We start from the raw sequence: 24,438 nt of genomic DNA, 5'->3' as shown, positions 1-24,438 counted from the left end.
GTGGCGAGGCGCGCGGTAAGGAAGGCCGATCCCATCCCAGGAAAACCAGGCCCTGCAAGCACAGGGAAAAGCCTCGTACTGCATCGCTGCGCGCCCGCAGCCACGACCGACGGCGCGCGCGCGCGTTCTCGTCCGCGCGATGACGGACCGCACCCGCGGCCTTTTCCGCGCGCCTCGGCGTGCGGGGCTTCACGCGGCACGTCTCCAGGTGTTTCCGAGACGGTCCGGCAGACCCCGGCAGGGACCTGCCGGCGCGGGTCACCTCAGCCCGTCTTCGAGCACACAGCTTTGCAGCACACGCCCCTCGAAGGGGTCAACCAGACCGACGTCGCTGAGGCGCGGCCCCGGGTTGCAGACCAGCGAAGCCCCGAACAGCGCCTTGAACACCAGATAGGGCGGCTGCCAGCCGACCAGCCCGTCGAGCGTGGCGCGCAGCGCGGCGAAGCTCTCCGCCATCTCGGCCAGCGGGGCCTCGCTGATCAGCCCGGCGATGGGCAGCGGCAGGCAGTGCAGCACCTTGCCGCGCGAGGCGACGGCCACGCCGCCCCCCGCCTCGCGCAGCGCATTGGCTGCGGCAGCCATATCCTCGGGGCAGCGGCCGAAGACCGTCAGGTTGTGGCTGTCATGCGAGACGGTGGTGGCAAAGGCGCAGCGCCAGTCTCCCCAGGTCTCGAGGAACGCCACACGCATCGGCGTGCCCGCGCCGTGGCGGTTGACGATACCCATGCGGATCATGTCGTCCGGTAGCGCCAGCTTGCCGTCCTCCACTGCGACCTTGCGCTCGCCCCAGACCGGGAAACGCGGCTTGCTGAGCGTCGCGATGCGGGCGCGGGGCCCCACGGCCGCAACCTCGAAGTCCTCCGCCCGGACGGGATCGAGACGCATGGTCCGGCGCAGCGCAGGCGGCACCGACGCGGGCTCCGGCGCGGCGCAAAGCCTGCCGCCGCGCGCCACTTCGGCGCCATTCGCGACGACCACCTCGGCGCGCACGGTCTCCACATCCGTCAGCAGCACCAGGTCCGCCTGGCGGCCCGGGGCGACAAGCCCGAGATCGGGGCGCCCGATGCGGCTCGCGGCGTTGAGGGTGGCGGCGCGATAGGCCCAGACCGGCGGCAGCCCGCAGGTGATCAGAAGCCGGATCACCCCGTCGAGACCGCCCTTGCGCAGCAGGTCATCGGGGAAGATGTCGTCGGTGCAGAGGGTGACGGTCTGTGGCAGCTCGCCGAGCCGGGTCAGGGCCTCGGCGAATTCGGGAAGCAGGTGCTCGTGCGAGCCGCGCAGCTCGATGGTGAAACCCGCCTCGAGCTTGGCGATCAGGTCCTCCGCCCCGGTCAGTTCGTGGTCGGTTTCGATTCCCGCCGCGGCAAAGCCCGCAAGATCGCTGCCCTTGAGCCCGCGGGCATGGCCGCAGACCCGCTTGCCCGCGTCGAGCCCGGCCTGCACGATGCCCGCGACGCGGGCGTCGCCCTCGAGCAGCGGCCGCATGGTCATCAGCTCGGCCGCGCCATGGGTGTCCGCGCGCGCCAGCCAGCGCGCCACGGTCTCGGGCGTGAAATCGCCCCCTGATGTCTCGTAGCCGGGGGCCGAGGGCACGCAGGTCGGCACCAGCGGCATCAGCCGCAGCGGCAGATCCCGCGCCGCCGCGCAGGCGTAGGCGAGCCCGTCCTCGCCGGAGACGTTGGCCAGCTCGTGCGGGTCCCACAGCGCCGTGGTCACGCCGCGCGGCACCACGGCGGCGGCATAGGCGCTGGCGGTGATCATCGAGCTCTCCACGTGCATGTGGCTGTCGATGAAGCCCGGCACGATGGTCATGCCGCGCGCGCTGATGCGCCGCTGCGCGGGGCGCGCGGGATCGGGCGCGTGGACGCTGGCGATGAGCGGGCCGATGATGCCGACGTCCACCTTGCGCTCGCGCCCGGTGATCATGTCGAGCAGCGTGCCCCCCTCGACCAGCAGGTCGAAAGGCACGTCGCCGCGCGCCGCCTGCACGGCGCGGGCGCGCAGCGCAGGGTCGTTGAGATCACTCGGAAAGGCCATCGGCCGCCTCCTGTCGCAGCGCGTCGAGGCAGAGACGCGCGATGTCTTCTCTCGGCGCGATGGCAAGGCGCGTGCGCCCCTGCGGGTCGGCGGTGAAGCGCGTGGCGCCATAGGTTTCGTCCCGCTCGGTCGAGACGGAGAGGTCCTGCGGTGCGAAGTCGAAGGCGGCGGGGCGCACCATGGCCAGCGCCGCGACCGGATCGTAGATGGCCATGCCGGCACGGCCGCGTTTCAGCCCGATGTCGAGGTAGCCGCCGAGCAGGTCGGCGGTGAGCGGATCGGTGTCCGGCATGTCATCTGGGCCGAAGGTCGCCTGCCGGCAGATCATCAGGTCGATCACCTCGAGCGGCAGGCCCGCACCCGCAACGATGGCCGCCGCCTCGGGATCGCAGAGCGCGTTGAACTCGGCCAGCGGCGAATGGTTGCCCGGCCCGTTGCTGCCGCCCATCCACACGAGCCGGGTGATGCGCGCGGCGGCCTCCGGGAAGCGCTGCACCAAGAGCGCGATATTGGTCAGCGGCCCCAGCGCGAGCACCTCGCGCGGGCCGTCCTGCATGAGCCACGCGGCCAGCGCCTCGACGGCATCGGCGGACGGCTGCGGTCGATCCACCTCGGGCAGGAAGCGGCCACGGCTGTCCATGCCCTTCTCGCCGAGGATCTCCTGCGCGGTCTCGACTTCGCGGACCAGCGCCTTCTCGGCCCCGGCGTGCAGCGGTGCATCCAGCCCGTAGGCCTGCGCTGCGCCAAGCGCATTGGCGATGACCTGCGGCAGCGGCGTGTTGCCCGCCACCAGAGAAATGCCCTCGACCGTCGCCCCGTAGCGGCGCAGCAGCAGCAGCGCCCAGAGGTCGTCGAAGCCGTAGTCGGTGTCGACCCAGAGCCTCATGCCGCGAGGCCCCGCGCGGTGGCGAGCGGCAGATCGAAGCGGATGGTCTGCCCCAGCGGCACCTCGGGCAGCGCGATGGCGGCATCGGCCTTGATCGGGCCGAGCGCGCTGTCGATGACGTACTCGCGGTGCGCCCCGGCGAAGCTGCAGGCGGCGACGCGGCCCTCGTGCGGGCCGCTGCCCACGGTCACCGCATCCGGGCGCCATGCGAGGATCGGGCTCGTGGGGCTGGCCGCCAGCGGAAGTCGGCCCTTGGGCGAGATCACGTCGGTGCCCTCCACTTTAAAGATGTTCTCGAAGCCCATGAATTCGGCGGCAAATGCCGTCTCGGGCCGGGCGTAGAGGTCGGCGGGCGTACCAAGCTGCTCGATCCTTCCGTCCTTCATCAGCACGATGCGGTCGGCCAGCGCCAGCGCCTCGGCCTGGTCGTGGGTGACGAAGACCATGGTGATGCCGGTCTCCTTCTGCACCCGCTGCAACTCGGTGCGCATCTCGAGGCGCAGCCGCGCGTCGAGGTTCGACAGCGGCTCGTCGAGCAGCAGCACCTTGGGCCGCATCACCAGCGACCGCGCCAGTGCCACGCGCTGCTGCTGGCCACCCGACATCTCGGCGGGCTTGCGCTTCTCGAAACCGGTCAGGCCGACGGTCGCCAGCCCTTCCTCGGTGCGCTGGCGGATCTCCGCCTCGGGCAGCTTCTGCAGGCGCAGGCCGAAGGCGACGTTCTCGAAGGCGGTGAGATGCGGGAAGAGCGCGTAGCTTTGGAACACCAGCCCGATGCCGCGCTTGTTGGCGGGCACGCGGGTCACGTCGCGGCCGTCGATGGTGATGGTCCCGCCGGAGGGCGCGAGCAGCCCGGCGATCGAGCGCATCGTGGTGGTCTTGCCGCAGCCCGACGGGCCGAGCAGCGCAATCAGCTCGCCCTCGCGGATCGAGAGGTTCAGGTTCGGCACGGCGACCGACTTGCCGTAGCTGAGGGTGAGGTCGGAGAGTTGGACGAAGGCGTCAGACATAGCGAGAGAATCCCAGCAGGCGTTCGGCGGTGTAGACGATGGCGAGCGACATGAAGGCCAAGAGGGCCGAGAGCGCGGCGACGGAGGGATCGAAGGTGATCTCCATGTAGGCCAGCATGTCGATGGGCAGGGTGCGGACCCCGGGGCCCGAGAGGAACAGCGAGACCGGCACCTGGTTGAAGGAGGTGACGAAGCCGAGGATGAAGGCGGCAAGCACCCCGCCGCGGATGTTCGGCAGCACCACCTTGGTGAAGGCCTGAAGCCGCGAGCAGCCGAGCAGAACCGCGGCCTCTTCCATGTCGGCGCGCAGGTTGGTCATCGACGAGGAGACGACACGCACGGCGTAGGGCAGCACCAGCGCGGTATGCGCCATGAAAAGTGCCAGCGTCACCGTGACCCCGGTCGGCACCACCATGTAGCGCAAGAGCGCGAGGCCGACGATGATGCCCGGCACGATGATCGGCGCGGCGACGATGGTGCGCAGGGTCTCGGCCCCCGGCAGGTCGTAGCGGTTCAGCGCATAGGCCGCCGGCACCCCGAGCAGCAGCGCCGCCAGCGTGCCGAAGACCGCCAGCGCCATCGACAGCAGGAAGGAGGCGCGGAAGCTCTCGACGGTGAAGACCTTGAGGTACCACTTGAGGGTCAGCCCCTCGGGCGGGAAGGCAAGATAGTCGGTGGCCGAGGCCCCCGCGAGGATGATGATCAGGAACGGCCCGATCAGGAAGGAGAGCGTGAGCCCGAGGATCGTCCAGTTGGCGAGATGGCGCATGGAGGGGTTCATGGGGTCAGCTCCGGGCGGTCGCGATGCGCTTCAGCAGCAGGTTCGCCGAGAAGGACATGACGATGAGGATCATGGCGATGACGCTGGCCGAGACGAAATCGTTGCTGACGTTGACCCGCTGGTAGAGCAGCGTTTCCAGCATCAGCACCTTCGAGCCGCCAAGGATCGCCGGGGTGATGTAGGCCGTCAGCGCACCGGTGAAGACCAGCGTGCCGCCGATGACGAGCCCTTCCTTGGTCAGCGGCAGGATCACCTTGAAGAAGACCGCGATCCAGCTTGCGCCGAGGACGCGGGCGGCGGGGATCACGTCGCGCGGGATGTTCTCCATGGCTGACACGAGGCTGATGATCATCAGCGGCAGGAAGAGCTGCAGCAGGCCGAGGAAGACGGCGGTCTCGGTGAAGAGCAGCCGCAGCGGCGTGTCCGACAGGCCCAGCCCGGTGATCGCCTCGTTGACGATGCCGGTGCGGCCGAGGATGACGATCCAGGCGTAGGTCCGGGCGACGGGCGAGATCATCAGCGGCAGGACGACCATGCCGAACACCTTGCCGCGCGACTTCGGCCCGAGGTTGACGATGCAGAAGGCCGCGGCATAGCCGATCACCGCCGCCGTCCCGGCCACCAGCACGCCCAGCTTCAACGTGCGCAGGAAGACCGTGCGGTTGAGCGGCGTGCTGAAGAAATCGATGTAGCCCTGCAGCGACCAGCTTCCGCCGGCGCGGAACGCCTCGGACAGCAGGATGCACACCGGCACGAGGAAGAGCAGCGTCGAGAAGATGGCGGCCGGAAGGGCCAGCGCCAGCCCTTCGCGCGTGTTGCGAAACATGGGTATCGGTCCCGTCTGTCAGAAGCGGAGGTGGTGGCCATGGGCGCTGGGGATGGAAGGCGCCCATGGCCGGGTTCCGGGGGTGGCACGGGGCCGCCCGCCGGGTGCGGTGCCGGGTGTTACTGGATCACCTCGGTGTTCCACTGCTCGACCCAGCCCTCGCGCTTGTCGAGCACTTCGTCGGCCGGAAGGATGTTCAGCGATTCAATGACATCCGCGCCGTAGGTCAGGTTGTCGGCGGCTTCGGGGCTCAGCTCGACTTCCTTGTTGGCGGGGCTGTCCACCAGCATTTCGCCGATCTTGGTCTGGACTTCGGTCGACAGCCAGTAGTCCATGAACTGGTAGGCCAGTTCCTCGTTGCCATTGCCCTTGGTCATCACCATGACGTTCATGCCGCCGGCCTGGCCTTCCTCGGGCTCGGCCCAGGCGAAGGGCAGGCCCGCGTCCTTGAAGCTGGCCCAGGCGAAGCGGCCGACGGGGGCGGCGATGACCTCCTGCTGGTTCATCAGCTGCACCAACTCGGACGAGCGAGAGTAGAAGGTCACGATGTCGGAGGCGTGGGCGCCGATCTCGGAAATGACCGGGCCGAAATCATCCTCGTGGCCGAGCGACTTGCCGAGCATCATCAGCGTGAGCGGGCCCTGCGTGGTGGTCACGTTGGGCAGCGCCACCTGTCCTGCGACGTCTTCGCCCAGCAGGTCAGACCAGCTGGCAATGTCCACGAGGTCCGAGCGGTAGACGATCGAGGTCGCGTAGTAGGTATAGCCCACCGCCATGTTGTCGCCGACGGGATCCTTGGCGCTGTCGTAGAGCTTGTCGAAGTTGCTCAGCTTGGCGCTGTCGAGCGGCTGGATCAGGTCCTTGCGGGCCAGCGCCAGCGCGTCCTGCGTCGAGATGACGGCCATGTCGATCACCGGGTCGGCGGCATTCGCCTCGATCTTCGCCATGCGCTCGACGCTGTTGCCGGTCTCGACGACCAGCTTGCAGCCGCACATTTGCTCGAACGGATCGTAAAGCGCTTCCTTGTACTCGTCCTGGGCGAAGGAATAGACCGAGATGGTCAGCGTCTTGTCTTCCGCATGGGCGGCGGTGCCGAGGGCGCTGGCGAGTGCGAGGATCGAAAGTTGGGTCTTCATGGCAGTCACTCCGTGTTGGTCGGGGTCGGTTATCGGGGGGCGGCGGTCGAGGCGCGCGGAACCAGCCGCATCGGCACCGCGTGGCCGGTTTCGGGGCGGGTGCCGCCGGCGATGAGCGTCGTCAGCACCTCGAGCGCGTGTTCGGCAATGGCACTCACGTCCTGTGCCGTGGTGGTCAGCGCCGGGTGCATGGCGGGGGCGAAGGGCAGATCGTCGAAACCTGTGAGGCTGACGTCCTCGGGCACGGAGATCCCGGCGCGCGCCAGTTCCGACAGGGCCGCAAGCGCCAGAAGGTCCGAGGTCGCAAGGATCGCGCTGCTGCCCTGCCGCACGAGCTCCGGCAGCGCGGCAAGCCCGTTGTCGCCCCAGACCGTCGCGATCCGGATGCTCGGCCCAAGGCCCTCGGCCATGCCCCGCATCCGGTCCTGCTGCACGTCCGACACGCGATCGCCGCCGAGCAGCACGATGTCCTGATGGCCAAGCTCGCGGATATGTGCCCCGATGAGGGCTCCCCCGCCAATGTGGTCGGCCGACACCGTGTTGCGCGGATCGCGGGCGGTATTGATCGTTACCAACGGCAGGCCCGGTGCCGAGGGTGACGTGCCCTTCTGCGGCACGATCACCACCCCGTCGACGCCGCGCCCCACGAGCTGCTGAAGCGCCTCGGTCTGCCGCGCCTCGCTGCCGCGCGAGTCGGCGATGAGAATGCCGAGACCACGCGCCTCGGCGGCGATCGACAGGTTCTGCGCGATGCGCGGGAACAACGGGTTGGTAAGGTCCGGCATGACAAGTCCAAGGATACCACTTTGTCCGGTCTTCAGCGCGCGGGCGGCGCTGCTCGGACGATAGCCGAGCGCCTCGGCGCGGGCCCGGATGCGATCGGCCAGATCCTTCGACACCCGCCCCTTGCCGGTGAGCGCATTCGAGACCGTGGCGGCCGAAACCCCGATATCCTGTGCAATCTGCTTGATGCTGGTCATGCAATTCCCTCGTTGGTGAAACGTTTAATCAGCCAGATTTCCGTCGGTCAACGAAGAATTAAACGTTTAACCAAACCCAAAGCGCTTCAGGTGCGCTGATGCCTAAAAATCGTGCGCCACACATGCGGCGCCGTCGTCCTAACCGCGTCTACGGGCGCATTGATGCACTCAATGGAAGAGCCTGACGCAGAGCGGCAACAGTCGGCTGCCGCGTCAAAGCGCCCTGCCCGGTTGCTCTGATTGGGCTGGCGAAATGCGGCAAAAGCTTTCAAAATGAGACCCATACGCAGGGAGCCCACCGGCCGATGAGCACCACAGGCTTGCAGACGGAGAACGGAGAATCAGCTGCCGGGCAGGTGATTGGCCTTTCGGGCGCGCTGACCGTGCACGAACTCGCCGCGCTGCATGGAAAGCTGGCGGAGCCGACGTTGAGCCCCACCATCGATCTTTCGGGCGTCACGCGGATCGACACCGCGGGGGCTTGGGCACTGGCCGAATTCGAGCAACGGGTGGCCGCGGCGGGCGGCACTCTGCGCTACCGCGGCGCGAGCGAGGCGGCCGAGCTGCTTCTGGGCACGGTGCGGCGCGCCCTGCCGGTGCCCGAGCCGGAGCCGCCTTCGGCCTCCGGGCCCCGGGCCCTGCTGGAGGCAACCGGGCGGCGGGTGGTGGCGGCGGTGACCTTCCTGCGCGGATTGCTCGAATATCTTGGCATGTTTGTCGCGGGTCTGGTGCGGGTGTTGCTGCATCCGCGCGAATTTCGCCTGACAGCGCTTGTTGCCCATTGTGACGACGTGGGGCTGCGCGCGGTGCCGATCGTCTCGCTGATGGCCTTCCTGATCGGCGTCGTCCTTGCCTTTCAGGGCGCGACACAGTTGCGCCAGTTCGGCGCCGAGGTCTTCGTGGTCGACCTCATTGCCATCTCGGTGCTGCGAGAGCTGGGAATTCTGCTCACCGCGATCATCGTCGCGGGCCGCACCGCCTCGGCCTTCACGGCCGCCATCGGGTCGATGAAGATGCGGCAGGAGATCGACGCGATGCGCACGCTCGGGCTCGACCCGGTGACCGTGCTATTCGTCCCGCGCATCCTCGCGTTGCTGCTCATGCTGCCGATCCTCGGGCTGATCGCCGACGTCATGGGGCTGTTCGGCGGCGCACTGATGTCCTGGATAGAGCTTGGCATCTCGCCCTCGATGTTCCGCACGCGGCTGGTGGCCGACACCGACATCAGCAATGTCATCGCCGGGCTGATCAAGGCACCGGTCTTCGCCCTGATCATCGGCGTCGTGGGCTGCCATGCCGGGATGCAGGTGAAGGGAGACGCGGAATCGCTCGGGCGGATGACCTCGAGCGCCGTTGTGACGGCGATCTTCGCGGTGATCGTCGCCGATGCCCTGTTCTCGATCTTCTTCGCCGAGGTCGGCCTGTGACCACGCCCGAGCATCCTGGCGCGCGCGAGACCCTTATCCGAGTCCGTGGACTGCGCACCCAGTTCGGCAGCCACGTGGTGCATGACGGGCTCGACCTCGACGTCTATCGGGGCGAGATCCTCGGCGTCGTGGGGGGCTCTGGTACCGGAAAATCGGTGCTGCTGCGGGCAATCACCGGGCTCGACACGCCAGCCGCCGGACGCATCGAGGCCTTTGGCACCGAGGTGCTCGGCGCCTCCCCCGAAGAGCGCGAACGCCTCGACCAGCGCTGGGGGGTGATGTTCCAGGACGGCGCGCTTTTTTCCTCGTTGACCGTGCGCGAGAACGTCGAGGTGCCCTTGCGGCGCATCCCGGACCTGACGCCGGAGCTGCGCCGGGCGCTGGCCGACCTCAAGGTGTCGCTCGTCGGCCTGCCCTACCGCGCCGGCGAGGCCTACCCCTCGGAACTCTCTGGCGGGATGCGCAAGCGCGCCGGGCTTGCTCGGGCGCTTGCGCTCGATCCCGAGATCGTCTTTCTCGACGAGCCCACGGCCGGGCTCGACCCGATCGGCGCCTCGGCCTTCGATAGCTTGATCAACACCTTGAGCGAGGCGCTCGGGTTGACCGTGTTTCTCGTCACCCACGACCTCGACACGCTCTATGCAACCTGCGACCGTATCGCGGTGCTGGCGGAAAAACGTGTGCTGGTCACCGGCACTCTGCCGCAGATGCTGGAGGTCGATCACCCGTGGGTGCAGGAATATTTCACCGGGCCGCGGGCGCGCCTTGCGCGCGGGGCGGGCCGGAGCGACACGAAACCCGAGGCTGAGTGACCATGGAAACCCGTGCCAACTACGTGCTTGTCGGAGCCTTCGCCATCGCGGGCTTCCTTGGACTGCTCGGCTTCCTGCTGTGGTTTGCCAACGTCGAGCTTGATCGCCAGTTCGACTATTACGACATCGACTTCCCCTCGGTTTCCGGCTTGTCGGTCTCTTCCGAGGTGCGCTTCTCCGGCCTGCCCGTGGGTCAGGTTGTCGGCCTTGGCCTGTCCCCCGCGCATGATGGCACGGTGCGGGTCCGCGTCGAGGTGGCCGCGGGTACGCCGGTGCGGAGCAACAGCGTCGCCACGATCGAGGCTCAGGGTGTCACGGGGTTGGGCTACGTCAGCATCTCCTCCGGCAGTCCCGGCGCAAGGCTGCTGTCGGACCAGACCGGCGACACGATTCCAACGATCGAGGCGGGCCAGTCTGCGCTGCAATCGCTGACCGAATCCGGACCTGAAATCCTCGACGAGACGTTGGCGCTGGTGCGCGACCTGCGGCAAACGCTGGGCGGTGAGAACCAGCGGCGTGTCACGGCCATCCTCGAAAACGTCGAGATCGCCTCGGGCGAGCTGTCGCAGACCCTGCAGGATCTCTCGAGCGTGACCGGTGCCGTCTCGACCTTCACCGACCAGATGGACCGTTTCAACGCCAGCGTCGAGGGGCTCAGCGGCGACGTCGCCGGGGTGATGGCCGATGCCCGCGAAACGCTGCGTGCGATCACCACCCTGTCGGAAGAGGCGCGCGCTCTGGTGGCGCAGGGCACCGGCACGGCGCAGGTCGCCGAAACCTACATCACCGAACGGCTCGGTCCCGCCACCGAGCAGCTTCAGGGGTCCGTCGCCGAGATCGAGACCCGCTTTGCCGCACTCAGCGCGCGGGCCGAGACGCTGGCCGAAACCTTCACCGCGACCGGCACCGCCGCCACCGCCCGGCTCACCGAGGCGCAGCGCACGCTGGCGTCGGTGGACGCGCTCGTGACCGAGTTGACTGCGACGTCGCGCAGCGTGGACGGCGCGGCGCAACGGCTTGACGGGCTACTGGCCGGGGACGCCGCCGCGTTGATCGCCGAGCTGCGCACCGCCACGGCAGAGGCCACAAAGGTCATTCGTGGCTTCGGTGACAGCACCGGTGCCGAGCTGACCGCGATCTTCGAGGACATCCGCAGCGCCACCCGCTCCGCCGTGCAGACCATCGAGACCGTCGGCGCCGATCTGAGCTCTGCCTCGGGGCAGCTCGACGGGCTGGCGGGTCAGGCGTCAGACACGCTCGAGGCCGCGCGCACGACTTTCGCCAATGCAAATGTGACGCTCTCCGCGCTCAATGGCACGCTGGAGACCGGCGATCGTGCGCTTTCCGCCGCCGAGCGCGCCTTTGACGGGGCCGACAAGGTGATCAACGAAGAGGTCGCCGAGATCACCGCGCAGCTGCGCCAGACCCTGGCCGGTCTCGAAAGCGCCGTCGGCGCGGTCTCGGGACAGATCCCCGAGATTGCCGACGAGCTGCGCGCCGCCAGCCGCTCCGCCGCCGCCGCTTTCTCCGGGCTCGAGGGCGCCGTTGGCGAGGCGCGGCCCGCGCTGCGCGATTTCAGCGCCACCGCCCTGCCGCAGTTCGGCCGTCTCGCCGCCGAGGCGCGCGCGCTGATCGACAACCTCGACAAGCTCACCACCCAGCTTCGCCGCGATCCGGGCCGGTTCTTCCTCGATGACCGCGCCCCCGAATACCGAAGGTAACGCCATGCCCCCGAGATCCCTTCTCCCCGCACTCGCCCTTGCCCTCGGCACCTCTGGCTGCGCCGCGATCTCGGCGCTCGGCAGCGCCTCGGAGCCGCTCGACATCTACGACTTGCAGACCCCGGCCATCGAGGCACCGGCCCGGCGCGGCTGGGCCGAACTGGTGGTCGAACCACCGATCGCCAGCGGCGCGCTCAGCACCGAACGGATCATGATCCGCCCCTCGCCGTTGCAGGCGCAATACCTTCCCGGCGCGCGCTGGTCGGACGACACACCGGTTCTGCTTCAGACGCTGCTCGTGCGCAGCCTTGCCGAAACCGGTGCGTTTGCCTCGGTCGGACGGGCACCGCTGGGCGCACAGGGCGACTACGCGCTTCTGGGCGAGCTGACCGATTTCCAGGCCGAGAGCTACGGCACCGGCGCCCCGGTCTCCGTCCACTTGCGGCTGATGCTGCGACTGGTGCGCGAGCGCGACGCCGCCGTGGTCGCAAGCCGCACCTTCGAGGTGCGCGAGCCCGCCACGGATGACGAGACCGCGACGCTCGTGGCCGCCTTCGACCAGGCGACGCGGCGCATGGTCGCCGAGATCCTGCCCTGGGCCGTCCAAGCCGGCAGCTGATTCCCCCGACCGTTCACATCTTCCTCTGCGTCACTTCGCGTTGCTGACAGCCGCACCCGCGCCGCCTATACTTGCGGGTGTGTCGAGACAGAGGCTCATCCTGGGGAGGAGACGCATGGCTTCAGCATCACGACGGCTCTTGATGAAATCCTACAGCGCCTGGATCGAGGCGGACGAGGCCTTCCGCGCGGCGCAGCGCAACGTGACCGGGTTCTTCCCGGGCAGCGCCACCCATCTTGCCGTGCAGATCGGCAACCGGGGATCGCGGGTGCGCGCGCTGTACAACGCGCGCCAGAAAGCGCTGGAGAAACTGCAATTGGCGCGCCGCGAGGCCCTGCTCGAGCGCGAGGCGCGCAGGGACCGGGCGCGGGTGAACCTGCTGCTGATCTACACGGGCTGAACTCGGGGTCCGGTCCAACCGCCCGGCGCGCTGCCTTCCGGCTGCGGCAGAATGCGACGCGGCGCAGCCGAAGCTGCGCCGCTCCGCTTATTGGTCCACCAGCCGCTTGAGCAGCGTGGCCGGGGTCACAGCGCCCACGCGCACCCCCGCCCGCGTCACCGCCACCGGCGCGTTGCGCGCGGTCATCGCAGCGGCAAAATCGAGCACCGGGGTATCTTCGTCCACTTCGACCTCGGCCGGGGCATCGATGGGCTGCATCACGTCCTTTGCGCGCAGGAAGCTGAGCGGATTGGAATGCGCCACGAATTCGGCCACGTAGTCATTTGCCGGCGCGCTGGCGATCTCGTTCGGTGTGCCGCATTGCACGATGCGCCCCCCCTCCATGATCGCGATGCGGTTGCCGATCTTGAACGCCTCGTCGAGGTCGTGGCTGACGAAGATGATCGTGCGCTTGAGCTTGGCCTGAAGTTCCAGAAGTTCGTCCTGCAACTTGCTGCGGATCAGCGGGTCGAGCGCCGAGAAGGGCTCGTCCATGAGCAGGATCGGCGCCTCGGTGGCAAAGGCGCGGGCGAGGCCGACGCGCTGCTGCATGCCGCCCGAAAGCTCGCCGACCTTGTTGTCGGCCCAGTTGGTCAGCCCGACCAGCTCCAGCTGTTCCATCACCTTGGCGCGGCGGGCGGATTTGGCCATGCCGCCGAGTTCCAGCCCGAGCCCGACATTTTCGGCGACCGAGCGCCAGGGCAAGAGACCGAACTGCTGGAAGACCATGGCCACCCGCTCGCGGCGGATACGGCGCAGATCGGCCGGCGCGGCATCGGTGACGTTGACCATATGCGCGCCCTCGCGGACATGGACCCCGCCGCGCACCACCGGGTTGAGCCCGTTGATCCCGCGCAGCAGCGTCGACTTGCCCGAGCCCGAGAGCCCCATGAGCACGAGGATCTCGCCCTCTTCGACATCGAGGCTGCAATCGTGAACGCCGAGCACCTGGTTGGTCTTCTTCTGGATCGACGCGCGGTCCAGCCCCTGGTCCATCAGCGGCAGCGCGGCTTCAGGCTCCTCGCCGAAGACGATGGAGACATTGTCGATTTTCACGGCCACGGTCATTTGCGGTCGCCCCCCCAGTTCAGCAGACGGTCAAGAAGTATGGCCACCACCACGATCACCAGTCCACTCTCGAAGCCGAGCGAAGTGTTGACCTGGTTGAGCGCGCGCACCACCGGCACACCAAGCCCGTCGGCCCCCACCAGTGCGGCGATCACCACCATCGACAGCGCAAGCATGATGGTCTGGTTGAGCCCCGCCATGATCTGCGGCAGCGCGTAGGGCAGTTCGGCCTTCAGCAGCACGTCGCGGTTGGTGCCACCAAAGGCGCGCACCGCCTCGGTCAGCTGCTCCGGCGTCGACGAAATGCCAAGCTGCGTCAGCCGGATCGGCGCGGGCAGCACGAAGATCACCGTGGCGATCAAGCCCGGCACCATGCCGATGCCGAAAAAGACAATCGCCGGGATCAGGTAGACGAAGGTGGGCAGGGTCTGCATCAGGTCGAGCACCGGGCGCAGCACCGCGTAGAGCCGGGGCCGATGCGCGGCGGCGATGCCCACCGGCACGCCGATCGCCATGCAGACGACGCAGGCCGAGAGCACCAGCGTCAGGCTCTCGGTGGTTTCCTCCCAATAGCCCTGGTTGAGGATGAACAGGAAGCCGAGCGCCACGAAGGCGCAGATCTTCCAGCTGCGCTGCAGCAGCCAGGCAAACAGCATGAAGACGGCAATGATGATGAACGGGTGGGGTTCCTGCAGCACCCAGAGGATGCCCTCGATCATCGTTTCCAGAACGACGGAGAGCAGGTCGAGCAGCCCCTCGGCGTGGTCACGGATGCCTTCGAAGATGAAGGCCGCGAAGTCGCCGACGGGTATCTTGTATGAAGTGAGCCAATCCAAGGCTGCGCTCCTTGTTGTTGAGCAGTCGCTAGGGAAGTCACGTTGGGCTCCGCGTCAGCGCGCGGAGCCCGAGAGCAACAGTCCGGATCAGAGGCCGAGCGCGGACTTGACCGCCGGGAGCGCCGGTGCGCCGTCGAGCGTGGTCACCCCGTCGAGCCAGCCATCAAGCACCGCGGGGTTGGCGGTGAGCCAGGCCTTGGCCGCCTCGTCCGGCTTATCGCCGTCGTTGAGGATGGCACCCATGATCTCGTTCTCCATCTGCAACGAGAATTCCAGGTTTTCCAGAAGCTTGCCGACATTCTGGCACTCATCGACATAGCCCGCGCGGGTGTTGGTGTAGACCGTGGCCCCGCCGAAATCCGGGCCAAACCACTCGTCACCGCCCGACAGGTACGTCAGGTCGAAGTTGGCATTCATCGGGTGCGGCTCCCAGCCGAGGAAGACGATGGGATCGTCCTTCTTTGACAGCCGCGACACCTGACTCAGCATCCCCTGCTCCGAGCTTTCCTTGACGTCGAAGTCCTTCAACCCGAAGGCATCGGCCTCGATCATGTCCATGATCAGCCGGTTGCCGTCGTTGCCGGGCTCGATGCCGTAGATGGTCTCGTCAAGCTCATCCGCATGCGCCGCGATGTCGGCGAAATCCTTGATCCCCAGCGCGGCACCTGCAGCATTGGTGGCGAGCGTGTACTTCGCCCCTTCGAGGTTGGCGCGGAGCGTGTCCACCGTGCCCTTCTCGCGGTAGGGCGCGATGTCCGCCTCCATCGTGGGCATCCAGTTGCCGAGGAAGACGTCCATGTCACCCTCCTCCAGCGACACGTAGGTCACCGGCACCGACAGCACGCTGATCTCGGTGTCGTACCCCATCGCCTGCAGCACGGTCGTGGTCGCGGCCGTGGTGGCGGTGATGTCCGTCCATCCCACGTCCGAGAATCTGACTTTGGAGCAATCCGCAGCGGCGGCGCTGGCGCAAAGGGCGATGGCGGAGGTGGTCAGGATGAGTTTCATAGGGTCCCCTTTTGAGGTTAGCGTGATGAAGTCTGAGTTATTGATTGACGAGTCAATTAATGACGGGCTATTCCAGAAAAGCAACCAGAAATCTGTGGGAGCCCCGCATGGCACGCAAATCCGAGGAAGAAAGGCGCAGGGATCTGATCGCTGCGACGATCCGCGAGATCGGTGCCTCGGGCACGCTCAACGTGACGACCAGCCAGATCGCCAAGAGCGCCGGTGTTTCGCCGGGACTGGCCTTTCACTACTTCACCGACAAGGACACGTTGTTCCTTGCGGCAATGCGTTCAATTCTCACGGAATATCGGGCCGACGTGACGCAGGCGCTGGCCGGAACCCGCACGCCCGACGAGCGGCTGCACGCCATCGCGCAGGCCAGTTTCGGCATGACGAGCTTCCGCCGCGAAGCGATCTCGGCCTGGGTGAATTTTTATGCACTTGCGCTCCGCTCCGAAGAAGCGCGGCGGCTGCTGTCGCTCTACCACCGCCGCCTGCACAGCAATCTGGTGCACGCGCTTCGCCCGAAGATTCGCGAGCGCGCTCCCGACGTGGCGCGGCGGATCGGCGGGCTGATCGACGGGCTTTACCTGCGCTATGCGCTCGACACCCGCACGCTGCGCCCGCCGGAAGAGGCGGTCGGCGCGGTCGACGGCTCGGAGGGGGCGCAGCACGTGCTGCGCGCCATCGCCGCCGAATGCACAGAAGTTCACGAAAACGACGAAATCTCCATGGCGGACGCCGACCCGGCGCCCATGGCCCCCCTCGCAGGACCTCAGGAGTAATCATGACCACTGCTTTCCAACCCGCTGGCAGCCACTTCATCAACGGCGCCTATGTCGATGACACCGCAGGCGAAAAACTCGAAGTGATCTATCCGCACACCGGCGAGGTGATTGCCACCCTGCACGCGGCCACCCCGGCGATCATCGAACAGGCGCTGGCCTCGGCCAAGGCTGCCCAGAAGGCGTGGGGCGCGCTGTCGGGCACCGAGCGCGGCCGCGTGCTGCGCAAGGCGGCGGACCTGCTGCGCGAACGCAACCGCGCGCTGTCCGAGATCGAGACCCATGACACCGGCAAGCCGATGTCCGAGACGCTGATCGCCGATGCCGCCTCGGGGGCCGACGCGCTGGAGTACTTCGGCGGCCTCGCCGGCACGCTGACCGGCGAGCACATCCCCGTTGCCGGTGGCGATTTCGTCTACACCCGCCGCGAGCCGCTCGGCGTCTGCGTCGGCATCGGCGCCTGGAACTACCCGATCCAGATCGCCAGCTGGAAGGCCGCCCCGGCGCTGGCCTGCGGCAACGCGATGATCTTCAAGCCCTCCGAGATGACCCCGCTGACCGCACTCAAGCTGGCCGAGATCCTGATCGAGGCGGGCGCCCCGGCGGGCCTCTTCAACGTGGTCCAAGGCTATGGCGCCGTCGGCGCTGCGCTGATCACCGACCCGCGCGTCGACAAGGTCTCGCTCACCGGCTCGGTGCCCACCGGCCGCAAGGTCTATGCCGCCGCCGCCGAGGGAATGCGCCATGTCACCATGGAACTTGGCGGCAAGTCCCCCATCGTCGTCTTCGACGATGCCGATCTGGAAAGCGCCGTCTCGGCGGCGATCAACGGCAACTTCTATTCCACTGGCCAGATCTGCTCTAACGGCACCCGCGTCTTCGTGCAGGAAGGGCTGTACGATCGGTTCGTGGCCCGCGTCGCCGAGCGCATGGGCAACGCCGTGATCGGCGATCCGATGGACGAGGCGACCACCATTGGCCCTATGGTCTCGGCCCGGCAGCGCGAGATCGTCGAGGGCTACATCGCCAAGGGCATCGAGGAAGGCGCGCGGCTGGTGAAGGGCGGCAAGGTGATCGACGGCGCGGGCTTCTACATCGAGCCCACGCTTTTCGCCGATGTCACCGACGAGATGACCATCGCCCGCGAGGAGATCTTCGGCCCGGTCATGTCGGTGCTGAAATTCGCCACCGAGGAAGAGGCGCTGACCCGCGCCAATGCCACCGAGTTCGGCCTCGCCGCGGGGGTCTTCACCGCCGATCTTACCCGCGCGCACCGCATGGCGGCGGGCTTCGAGGCGGGCACCTGCTACATCAACGCCTACAACCTGACCCCGGTGGAGGCCCCCTTCGGCGGCTCCAAGATGTCGGGTGTCGGGCGCGAGAACTCCAAGGCCGCCATCGCCCACTACAGCCAGGTGAAATCGGTCTACGTCGGCATGAACCCGACCGAAGCGCCGTTCTGAGGGAGGCTTTGATGCAGGCAGATTACGTCATCGTCGGCGCGGGCTCGGCGGGCTGCGCCATCGCTTACCGGCTGGCCGAGGCGGGCAAGAAGGTGATCGTGGTGGAGTTCGGCGGCACCGACGCCGGGCCCTTCATCCAGATGCCCGGCGCGCTGTCCTACCCGATGAACATGAAGCGCTACGACTGGGGGTTCGAATCCGAGCCCGAGCCGCATCTTGGCGGACGCCGCCTCGCCACGCCGCGCGGCAAGGTGCTGGGCGGCTCGTCCTCGATCAACGGCATGGTCTACGTGCGCGGCCACGCCCGCGACTTCGACACCTGGGAAGAGATGGGCGCGCAGGGCTGGGCCTATGCCGACGTGCTGCCCTACTACAAGCGCATGGAAAGCTGGCACGAGAACGGCCACGGCGGCGATGCCGACTGGCGCGGCAAGTCCGGCCCGCTGCATGTCTCGCGCGGCAAGCGCGACAATCCCCTCACCCGCGCCTTCGTCGAGGCCGGGGTACAGGCGGGCTACGAAGCCACCGACGACTACAACGGCGAGAAGCAGGAGGGCTTCGGCCCCTTCGAGGCGACGATCCACAAGGGCGAACGCTGGTCGGCCTACAAGGCCTATCTCAAGCCCGCCATCGCCACCGGCAACGTCGAGGTGGTGCGCGGCTTCGCCCGCAAGGTGGTGATCGAGAACGGTCGCGCCACCGGCCTCGAGATCGAGCGCAAGGGCAGGATCGAGATGATCGGCGCCACGCACGAGGTGATCCTCGCCGCCTCCTCGATCAACTCGCCGAAGCTGCTGCTGCTGTCGGGGGTCGGCCCCGCCGCACACCTCAAGGAGCACGGCATCGAGGTCGTCGCCGACCGTCCGGGCGTCGGGCAGAACCTGCAGGACCACCTCGAGCTCTACATCCAGCAGGCGGCGACGCAGCCGGTGTCGCTGTTCAAGTACTGGAACCTCTTCGGCAAGGCCTATGTCGGCGCGCAGTGGCTGTTCACCCGCAAGGGTCCGGGGGCCTCGAACCAGTTCGAGAGCTGCGCCTTCGTGCGCTCGAAACCGGGCGTCGAATACCCCGACATCCAGTACCACTTCCTGCCCATCGCCGTGCGCTACGACGGCAAGGCGGCGGCCGAGGGGCACGGCTTCCAGGCCCACGTCGGACCAATGCGCTCGAAGTCGCGCGGCGCGGTGTCCCTGAAGTCGGCGGATCCCAAGGACGCGCCCAGCATCTTCTTCAACTACATGTCGCATGAAGATGACTGGAGCGACTTCCGCACCTGCATCCGCCTGACGCGCGAGATTTTCGGGCAAGAGGCTTTTGCCCCCTATCGCGGCCACGAGATCCAGCCGGGCGACACGGTGCAGACCGATGAAGAGCTTGATGCCTTCATCCGCGAGCATGCCGAAAGCGCCTACCACCCCTGCGGCTCGTGCCGGATGGGGGCTGCGACCGACCCGATGGCGGTGGTCGATCCCGAGTGCCGGGTGATCGGCGTCGAGGGGCTGCGGGTGGCGGACAGTTCGATCTTCCCGCAGATCACCAACGGCAACCTCAACGCGCCCTCGATCATGACCGGCGAGAAGGCCGCGGACCACATCCTCGGCAAGCAGCCCCTGCCCCGCGACAACGCGCAGCCGTGGATTCATCCCGACTGGCGGAGCGCGCAGCGCTGAGACCGGCCCCGCGCTGCCCCTCCGGCGGCGCGGGCGCACCCGTTGGGCGTGACCCGACGTTGCACAACTACATCATGCGGTGAATCGAAATTCGCGTTACGCTCTTTTCAGGCAAGAGCAGGACAAGAAGATGATCACCACATCCCCCAGACCATGGGTCAGGGCGGGCGCATTGATCGTCGCACTCGCGGCAACCCTCGGCGGTTGCGGCAGTTCGGCGCCACGCACCGCCACCCTTTCCCCCAGCGAAACCCAAGCCCTCTACGTCCGCGAAAACCGCGCCAGCGGAATCCCCCGCCGCTTTGGCGACAGCAAGCCGCACGACTGGGGCACGATCGGCCCGGCCACCTACCCCGTGCACGGGCTCGACGCGGCGCGCTATCAGGGCGTCATCGACTGGCACACGGCGCGCGGCGCGGGCATCCGTTTCGGCTACCTCAAGGCCACCGAGGGCGGCGATGTGCTCGACCCGGCCTTCGCGCAGAACGCCGCGGGCGCGCGTGCGGCGGGGGTTCCCGTGGGAGCCTATCATTTCTACTACTTCTGCCGCCCCGCCAGCGAGCAAGCGGCCTGGTTCATCGCCAACGTCCCCAAGCGGCGCGGCGACCTGCCGCCGATCCTCGACATGGAGTGGAACCACCTCTCGCCGACCTGCCGGATCCGCCCGCCCGCCGAGGAGGTGCGCGCCAGCATCCGCGAGTTCTCCCGCATCGTCGAACGCCACTACGGCACCGCGCCGGTGATCTACACCACACCGGACTTCTACGCGCGCAACGACCTAGGGAGCCTGCGCGGCACCGAGTTCTGGCTCCGCTCGGTCACCGCGCATCCAGCCGAGCGCTATCCGGACGAGCGCTGGAGTTTCTGGCAGTACACCGGCACCGGCCTCGTGCCCGGCGTGCGCGGCTCGGTGGACCTCAACGCCTTTGCCGGGAACGAGGCGAACTGGCAGGCGTGGCTGGCGGCGCGCAGTCAGGGGTAGCAACGCGGGCCGCCGGGACGGGGCATCGCTCGCCCGGCGGCCTGACCGCGCCTTTCGCCGCAGCAAAAAGAACATCCTCCGGCCCGCCCCGCTGCGGAGCGAACAGCCCGCGTGCGCGCCGCCACAAGCCGGAACACCCTCCCGTCCCTCCGACATGGTACACTCCACCGCACAGCGCCCCTGCACCTGCAAGCGCCCGGCAGGGCTTGCGTCCCCGGCACATATCCGGTCTATCGCGCCGCGGGAGGAGGCCGGACGGAAACGAGAGACTCGGATGGCCGACGTAAAGACATCAGGTGCCGCGATCACCTTCGACAAGCTGGGAAAGTCCTTCGCCAAGAAGGGCTCCGGTCAAGTCATGGCGCTCGAGGATATCAGCCTCGACGTCGCTCCCGGCACGATCACCGGGATCATCGGACGGTCCGGCGCGGGCAAGTCCACCTTGCTGCGCATGGTCAACGGACTCGAGCAACCGACCTCCGGCACGGTCACCGTCGCCGGGCATGATGTCGGCCGTGCCAGCGGCACCGAGCTTCGCCGGATCCGGCGCGAGGTCGGGATGATCTTCCAGCATTTCAACCTGTTGAGCTCGCGTACGGTCTACGGCAACGTCGCCCTGCCGCTCGAGATCGCCGGCGTGCCCGGTGCCGAGATCAAGCGCCGCGTCGATGACCTGATCGCCCGCGTCGGCCTCGAGCAGTTCAGCACCCGCTACCCGGCGGAGCTTTCGGGCGGGCAGAAGCAGCGCGTCGGCATCGCCCGTGCGCTCGCCACCCAGCCCAAGGTGCTGCTCTCGGACGAGGCGACCTCGGCGCTCGACCCCGAGACCACGCAGACCGTGCTGAAGCTGCTGGCGGACATCAACCGCGACCTCGGGCTTACCATCCTGCTGATCACCCACGAGATGGCCGTGGTCCGCGACATCGCCAGCCACGTGGCTGTCATCGACGGCGGCCGCATCGTCGAGGCGGGCGAGACCTACGATGTCTTTGCCGCCCCGCAGCACCCGACGACCCGCTCGTTCCTGTCGGGCATCACCGGCATCACCCTGCCGAGCTTCATCGCCGGAAAACTGATGTCGGAGCGTCCGCAGGGCGAAAGCCAGGAAGTGATCCGCATCACCTTCGCCGGTCGCCATGCCACCGATCCGATGCTGGCCAAGCTCACCTCGGAGCTCGGCATCCCGGTCAACATTCTTGCCGGTGCCATCGAGGAGATCGGTCCGCATCCCTTCGGCAACCTGCTGGTCTCGGTCGAGGCCACCCGCGGCGCCGAGGCCCGCGCCTATCTTGAACGTCACGAACTGCTCACGGAGGTGCTGGGCTATGTCGGCTAACCTCATCAACCTGCTGATCGAAGCCACGCTTCAGACCCTCTACATGGTCGCCATCTCGGGCGCGCTCGGCACGCTCTTCGGCCTGCCCATCGGCGTCTACCTCGCCGTCTCGCAACGCGGCGAGCTCTTGTCCTCGCCTTGGGTCAACAAGGTGCTGGGACTCATCGTCAACGCGGCGCGCTCGGTGCCCTTCATCATCCTCGTTGTGGCGATCATCCCCTTCACCCGGATGATCGCGGGCACCTCGATCGGGACCACCGCCGCCATCGTGCCGCTGACCATCGCCGCCGTGCCCTTCATCGCCCGGCTCGTCGAGAACGCCATCCGCGAGGTCGACAGCGGCCTGATCGAGGCGGCCCGCGCCATGGGCGCGACGCCCCTCCAGATCATCCGCAAGGTGCTGGTGCCCGAGGCGCTGCCCGGCATCACCCTCGGCCTGACGCTCGCCGTGGTCAGCCTGATCGGCTACTCTGCCATGGTCGGCGCGGTCGGCGGTGAGGGCCTTGGCGATCTTGGCATCCGCTACGGCTACCAGCGCTTCATGCCCGAGGTGATGCTGGCAGTGGTGGTCATCCTCATCGTGCTGGTCCAGCTCGTGCAGTCCCTCGGCGAAGGGCTGGCCAGGCTGGTCGACAAGCGCGCGCCGCGCAACCGCGGCCGCTGAACCAACAATAAGAACGCAATTGGAAGGAGATTTCCCATGAAGCGTATGTTCCCCCTCGTCTCCGCGCTGGCGCTGATCGCCGGCACCGCGATGGCCGAAGACATCAAGGTCGGCGTCTCGCCCGGCGAGCACGCCGAGATCATGGAAGAAGTGGCCAAGATCGCCGCGCCCATGGGCCTCAACATCGACGTGGTCGAATTCTCCGACTACGTGGTGCCGAACCAGGCGCTGGCCGATGGCGACATCGAGGCCAACTCGTTCCAGCACGAGCCCTACCTCGACAACCAGATGAAGGACCGCGGCTTCGAGCTGGCGCCGATCGCGACCACCATCACCACCCCGATGGGCGTCTACTCGGACAAGATCACCTCGATGGACGACTTCCCCGAGGGCGGCTCCATGGGCATCCCGAACGATCCGACCAACGGCGGCCGCGCCCTGCTGGTGCTGCAGCAGCTTGGCCTGATCAAGCTGGCCGAGGGCACCGGCCTCGTGCCGACCGTTCTGGACGTGGTCGAGAACCCCAAGGACATGCGCTTCCAGGAACTCGACGCGGCACAGCTGCCGCGCTCGCTGGCCGACCTCGACGCGGCGCTGATCAATACCAACTACGCGATCGCCTCGGGCCTGAACCCCAAGGAAGACTCGATCGCCATGGAAAGCGCCGACAACCCCTACGTGAACATCATCGTCGTGCGTCAGGGCGACGAGGAGCAGCCCTGGGTGAAGCCGCTGATCGACGCCTACCACAGCCCCGAGATCAAGGCGTTCATCGAAGAGAAGTACCACGGCACCGTGCTGACCTCCTGGTAAGCAACGGTTGGGCGGGCGCCCTGCCCGCCCTGTCCGGAAAAGCGAAGGCCTGCCGCGCGTCACGCGGCAGGCCTTTTTCATTCCGATCGGCGATGGTGTCAGCCCATGCGCTCCGAGGCGTATTCGCCCGGGCTCGCCGGGAAGACCACGGTCTTGTTGCCGTTGATGAAAACCCGGCGGTGGATATGCGCGTGGATCGCCCGCGACAGCACCTGGCTTTCCACGTCGCGGCCCAAGGACACGTAGTCCGAGGCGCTCTGCGCATGGGTCACGCGGATCACGTCCTGCTCGATGATCGGCCCCTCGTCGAGGTCGGCGGTGACGTAATGCGCCGTCGCCCCGATCAGCATCACGCCGCGCTCGTAGGCCTGCTTGTAGGGGTTGGCGCCCTTGAAACTCGGCAGGAACGAGTGGTGGATGTTGATGATCCGCCCCGACATCTCGGTGCACATCTCGTCGCTCAGCACCTGCATGTAGCGCGCCAGCACCACCAGCTCGGCGCCGCTCTCGCGCAGGATGCGCATCTGCTCGGCCTCGGCCTCGGGCTTGTTGTCCTTCGTGACCTTGATGCAGTGGTAGGGGATGTCGTGGTTCACCACCACCTTCTGGTAGTCCTGGTGGTTCGAGATCACCGCGACGATTTCCACCGGCAGGGCACCGATGCGCGAGCGGTAGAGCAGGTCGTTCAGGCAGTGCCCGAAGCGGCTCACCATGATCGCCACCTTCATCTTGCGGCGCGGGTCATGGAAGTCGAACTCCATCTCCAGCGCGCCGGCGATCGCCGCGAAGCCCTGCTCCAGCGCCTCGCGGCTGCGGCCCTGCTCCGAGCTGAAGCTGAGCCGCATGAAGAAGCGGTCGTTCGCCAGATCCGAGAATTGCGCGCTGTCGTGGATGTTGCAGCCCTGCTCGGCGAGGTAGGTCGAGATCGCCGCGACGATGCCGCTGCGCACCGGGCAGGAGACGGTGAGGATGAAGGTCATGGTCTGCGCGCCGCCGGTCGCAACCGGCGTGGCGGGCGTTCGGGTATCGGTCAAAATCCCCATGTGTCAGGCCCTTTCAGCGGCGAGTTCACGTGCGCCGACCTGCAGCAGGTGCAGCAGGTGCGGGGCGAAGCTGTTCCAGACGTCCATCCGGAAGCG

23 protein-coding genes are annotated in these 24,438 nt (G+C 67.6%); 12 read left to right on the top strand and 11 right to left on the bottom strand.

Going from position 1 to position 24,438, the window contains the following annotated elements:
* Nucleotides 1-258: 258 nt before the first annotated feature.
* The 7 genes from IQ782_RS08040 to IQ782_RS08010 form a co-directional block, all read right to left on the bottom strand.
* Entirely contained in the window at nucleotides 259-2,037 is a 1,779-nt protein-coding gene (locus IQ782_RS08040; protein WP_194134113.1) for an adenine deaminase, read from the bottom strand.
* On the bottom strand, nucleotides 2,021-2,923 hold the full coding sequence (locus tag IQ782_RS08035; protein WP_194134112.1) for a nucleoside hydrolase: 903 nt from the start codon (nucleotides 2,921-2,923) through the stop codon (nucleotides 2,021-2,023). Before IQ782_RS08035 ends, IQ782_RS08040 begins: the two co-directional genes overlap by 17 nt.
* The gene (locus IQ782_RS08030; protein ID WP_194134111.1) at nucleotides 2,920-3,933 is read right to left on the bottom strand and encodes an ABC transporter ATP-binding protein; all 1,014 of its coding nucleotides are present in this window, start codon (nucleotides 3,931-3,933) and stop codon (nucleotides 2,920-2,922) included. Before IQ782_RS08030 ends, IQ782_RS08035 begins: the two co-directional genes overlap by 4 nt.
* Nucleotides 3,926-4,714 carry an ABC transporter permease gene (locus tag IQ782_RS08025; RefSeq protein WP_240989173.1) on the bottom strand — a complete coding sequence of 263 codons (789 nt, stop codon included), beginning with the start codon at nucleotides 4,712-4,714 and terminating at the stop codon, nucleotides 3,926-3,928. Before IQ782_RS08025 ends, IQ782_RS08030 begins: the two co-directional genes overlap by 8 nt.
* Nucleotides 4,715-4,718: 4 nt before the next feature.
* Entirely contained in the window at nucleotides 4,719-5,540 is an 822-nt protein-coding gene (locus IQ782_RS08020; RefSeq protein WP_194134110.1) for an ABC transporter permease, read from the bottom strand.
* Between the two features lie 119 nt (nucleotides 5,541-5,659).
* On the bottom strand, nucleotides 5,660-6,676 hold the full coding sequence (locus tag IQ782_RS08015) for an ABC transporter substrate-binding protein (RefSeq protein WP_194134109.1): 1,017 nt from the start codon (nucleotides 6,674-6,676) through the stop codon (nucleotides 5,660-5,662).
* A 29-nt stretch (nucleotides 6,677-6,705) separates the two neighbouring features.
* Nucleotides 6,706-7,656, bottom strand: a complete 951-nt coding sequence (locus IQ782_RS08010) for a LacI family DNA-binding transcriptional regulator (protein ID WP_194134108.1) — start codon at nucleotides 7,654-7,656, stop codon at nucleotides 6,706-6,708.
* 305 nt (nucleotides 7,657-7,961) lie between these two features.
* Between IQ782_RS08010 and IQ782_RS08005 the strand changes: the two genes are divergently transcribed.
* The 5 genes from IQ782_RS08005 to IQ782_RS07985 all read left to right on the top strand — a co-directional run bounded on the left by IQ782_RS08005 (nucleotide 7,962) and on the right by IQ782_RS07985 (nucleotide 12,635).
* Nucleotides 7,962-9,083: an ABC transporter permease gene (locus tag IQ782_RS08005; protein ID WP_194134107.1), complete on the top strand. Its 1,122-nt coding sequence runs from the start codon at nucleotides 7,962-7,964 to the stop codon at nucleotides 9,081-9,083.
* Nucleotides 9,080-9,895 carry an ATP-binding cassette domain-containing protein gene (locus IQ782_RS08000; RefSeq protein ID WP_194134106.1) on the top strand — a complete coding sequence of 272 codons (816 nt, stop codon included), beginning with the start codon at nucleotides 9,080-9,082 and terminating at the stop codon, nucleotides 9,893-9,895. Before IQ782_RS08005 ends, IQ782_RS08000 begins: the two co-directional genes overlap by 4 nt.
* Nucleotides 9,896-9,897: 2 nt before the next feature.
* Complete coding sequence (locus IQ782_RS07995; protein WP_194134105.1) at nucleotides 9,898-11,616, top strand: MlaD family protein; 1,719 nt, start codon at nucleotides 9,898-9,900, stop codon at nucleotides 11,614-11,616.
* A gap of 4 nt (nucleotides 11,617-11,620) precedes the next feature.
* Entirely contained in the window at nucleotides 11,621-12,235 is a 615-nt protein-coding gene (locus IQ782_RS07990; RefSeq protein ID WP_194134104.1) for an ABC-type transport auxiliary lipoprotein family protein, read from the top strand.
* Nucleotides 12,236-12,350: 115 nt separating this feature from the next.
* A complete protein-coding gene (locus tag IQ782_RS07985) occupies nucleotides 12,351-12,635 on the top strand; it encodes a hypothetical protein (RefSeq protein ID WP_194134103.1) in 285 nt (94 codons plus the stop codon).
* An 87-nt stretch (nucleotides 12,636-12,722) separates the two neighbouring features.
* Here the strand turns inward: IQ782_RS07985 and choV are convergent, their stop codons facing one another.
* The 3 genes from choV to choX form a co-directional block, all read right to left on the bottom strand.
* Nucleotides 12,723-13,742, bottom strand: coding sequence for a choline ABC transporter ATP-binding protein (gene choV, locus IQ782_RS07980; RefSeq protein ID WP_194134102.1), 1,020 nt, complete (start codon nucleotides 13,740-13,742; stop codon nucleotides 12,723-12,725).
* The gene (gene choW, locus IQ782_RS07975) at nucleotides 13,739-14,578 is read right to left on the bottom strand and encodes a choline ABC transporter permease subunit (protein WP_194134101.1); all 840 of its coding nucleotides are present in this window, start codon (nucleotides 14,576-14,578) and stop codon (nucleotides 13,739-13,741) included. Before choW ends, choV begins: the two co-directional genes overlap by 4 nt.
* An 87-nt stretch (nucleotides 14,579-14,665) precedes the next feature.
* Nucleotides 14,666-15,586 carry a choline ABC transporter substrate-binding protein gene (choX, locus tag IQ782_RS07970; RefSeq protein ID WP_194134100.1) on the bottom strand — a complete coding sequence of 307 codons (921 nt, stop codon included), beginning with the start codon at nucleotides 15,584-15,586 and terminating at the stop codon, nucleotides 14,666-14,668.
* A gap of 107 nt (nucleotides 15,587-15,693) precedes the next feature.
* On the opposite strand from choX, the gene betI reads away from it, so the two are divergent.
* From betI to IQ782_RS07935, 7 genes are all read left to right on the top strand, one after another.
* Entirely contained in the window at nucleotides 15,694-16,371 is a 678-nt protein-coding gene (gene betI / locus IQ782_RS07965) for a transcriptional regulator BetI (protein ID WP_194134099.1), read from the top strand.
* Between the two features lie 2 nt (nucleotides 16,372-16,373).
* Nucleotides 16,374-17,834, top strand: coding sequence for a betaine-aldehyde dehydrogenase (gene betB / locus IQ782_RS07960; RefSeq protein ID WP_194134098.1), 1,461 nt, complete (start codon nucleotides 16,374-16,376; stop codon nucleotides 17,832-17,834).
* 11 nt (nucleotides 17,835-17,845) lie between these two features.
* Entirely contained in the window at nucleotides 17,846-19,504 is a 1,659-nt protein-coding gene (betA, locus tag IQ782_RS07955; RefSeq protein ID WP_194134097.1) for a choline dehydrogenase, read from the top strand.
* Between the two features lie 130 nt (nucleotides 19,505-19,634).
* Nucleotides 19,635-20,486: a glycoside hydrolase family 25 protein gene (locus IQ782_RS07950; protein ID WP_194134096.1), complete on the top strand. Its 852-nt coding sequence runs from the start codon at nucleotides 19,635-19,637 to the stop codon at nucleotides 20,484-20,486.
* Nucleotides 20,487-20,760: 274 nt separating this feature from the next.
* A complete protein-coding gene (locus IQ782_RS07945; protein WP_194134095.1) occupies nucleotides 20,761-21,822 on the top strand; it encodes a methionine ABC transporter ATP-binding protein in 1,062 nt (353 codons plus the stop codon).
* Complete coding sequence (locus IQ782_RS07940) at nucleotides 21,812-22,486, top strand: methionine ABC transporter permease (RefSeq protein WP_194134094.1); 675 nt, start codon at nucleotides 21,812-21,814, stop codon at nucleotides 22,484-22,486. The genes IQ782_RS07945 and IQ782_RS07940 overlap by 11 nt, the downstream gene beginning before the upstream one ends.
* Nucleotides 22,487-22,522: 36 nt before the next feature.
* Nucleotides 22,523-23,299, top strand: coding sequence for a MetQ/NlpA family ABC transporter substrate-binding protein (locus tag IQ782_RS07935; RefSeq protein WP_194134093.1), 777 nt, complete (start codon nucleotides 22,523-22,525; stop codon nucleotides 23,297-23,299).
* A gap of 98 nt (nucleotides 23,300-23,397) precedes the next feature.
* Here IQ782_RS07935 and purU read toward each other — a convergent pair whose 3' ends face one another.
* Complete coding sequence (gene purU / locus IQ782_RS07930; RefSeq protein ID WP_194134312.1) at nucleotides 23,398-24,279, bottom strand: formyltetrahydrofolate deformylase; 882 nt, start codon at nucleotides 24,277-24,279, stop codon at nucleotides 23,398-23,400.
* Nucleotides 24,280-24,438: the final 159 nt, after the last annotated feature.

The organism is Salipiger mangrovisoli, from assembly GCF_015223355.1.
Taxonomy (GTDB): Bacteria; Pseudomonadota; Alphaproteobacteria; order Rhodobacterales; family Rhodobacteraceae; genus Salipiger; species Salipiger mangrovisoli.
This window is presented reverse-complemented; position numbering and strand designations above follow the sequence as displayed.

Coding starts and splice junctions, on each gene's coding strand:
- IQ782_RS08040 (WP_194134113.1), bottom strand. CDS start 2,037: ATGGCCTTTCCGAGTGATCTCAACGACCCTGCGCTGCGCGCCCGCGCC.
- IQ782_RS08035 (WP_194134112.1), bottom strand. CDS start 2,923: ATGAGGCTCTGGGTCGACACCGACTACGGCTTCGACGACCTCTGGGCG.
- IQ782_RS08030 (WP_194134111.1), bottom strand. CDS start 3,933: ATGTCTGACGCCTTCGTCCAACTCTCCGACCTCACCCTCAGCTACGGC.
- IQ782_RS08025 (WP_240989173.1), bottom strand. CDS start 4,714: ATGAACCCCTCCATGCGCCATCTCGCCAACTGGACGATCCTCGGGCTC.
- IQ782_RS08020 (WP_194134110.1), bottom strand. CDS start 5,540: ATGTTTCGCAACACGCGCGAAGGGCTGGCGCTGGCCCTTCCGGCCGCC.
- IQ782_RS08015 (WP_194134109.1), bottom strand. CDS start 6,676: ATGAAGACCCAACTTTCGATCCTCGCACTCGCCAGCGCCCTCGGCACC.
- IQ782_RS08010 (WP_194134108.1), bottom strand. CDS start 7,656: ATGACCAGCATCAAGCAGATTGCACAGGATATCGGGGTTTCGGCCGCC.
- IQ782_RS08005 (WP_194134107.1), top strand. CDS start 7,962: ATGAGCACCACAGGCTTGCAGACGGAGAACGGAGAATCAGCTGCCGGG.
- IQ782_RS07995 (WP_194134105.1), top strand. CDS start 9,898: ATGGAAACCCGTGCCAACTACGTGCTTGTCGGAGCCTTCGCCATCGCG.
- IQ782_RS07990 (WP_194134104.1), top strand. CDS start 11,621: ATGCCCCCGAGATCCCTTCTCCCCGCACTCGCCCTTGCCCTCGGCACC.
- IQ782_RS07985 (WP_194134103.1), top strand. CDS start 12,351: ATGGCTTCAGCATCACGACGGCTCTTGATGAAATCCTACAGCGCCTGG.
- choV (WP_194134102.1), bottom strand. CDS start 13,742: ATGACCGTGGCCGTGAAAATCGACAATGTCTCCATCGTCTTCGGCGAG.
- choX (WP_194134100.1), bottom strand. CDS start 15,586: ATGAAACTCATCCTGACCACCTCCGCCATCGCCCTTTGCGCCAGCGCC.
- betI (WP_194134099.1), top strand. CDS start 15,694: ATGGCACGCAAATCCGAGGAAGAAAGGCGCAGGGATCTGATCGCTGCG.
- betB (WP_194134098.1), top strand. CDS start 16,374: ATGACCACTGCTTTCCAACCCGCTGGCAGCCACTTCATCAACGGCGCC.
- betA (WP_194134097.1), top strand. CDS start 17,846: ATGCAGGCAGATTACGTCATCGTCGGCGCGGGCTCGGCGGGCTGCGCC.
- IQ782_RS07950 (WP_194134096.1), top strand. CDS start 19,635: ATGATCACCACATCCCCCAGACCATGGGTCAGGGCGGGCGCATTGATC.
- IQ782_RS07945 (WP_194134095.1), top strand. CDS start 20,761: ATGGCCGACGTAAAGACATCAGGTGCCGCGATCACCTTCGACAAGCTG.
- IQ782_RS07940 (WP_194134094.1), top strand. CDS start 21,812: ATGTCGGCTAACCTCATCAACCTGCTGATCGAAGCCACGCTTCAGACC.
- IQ782_RS07935 (WP_194134093.1), top strand. CDS start 22,523: ATGAAGCGTATGTTCCCCCTCGTCTCCGCGCTGGCGCTGATCGCCGGC.
- purU (WP_194134312.1), bottom strand. CDS start 24,279: ATGACCTTCATCCTCACCGTCTCCTGCCCGGTGCGCAGCGGCATCGTC.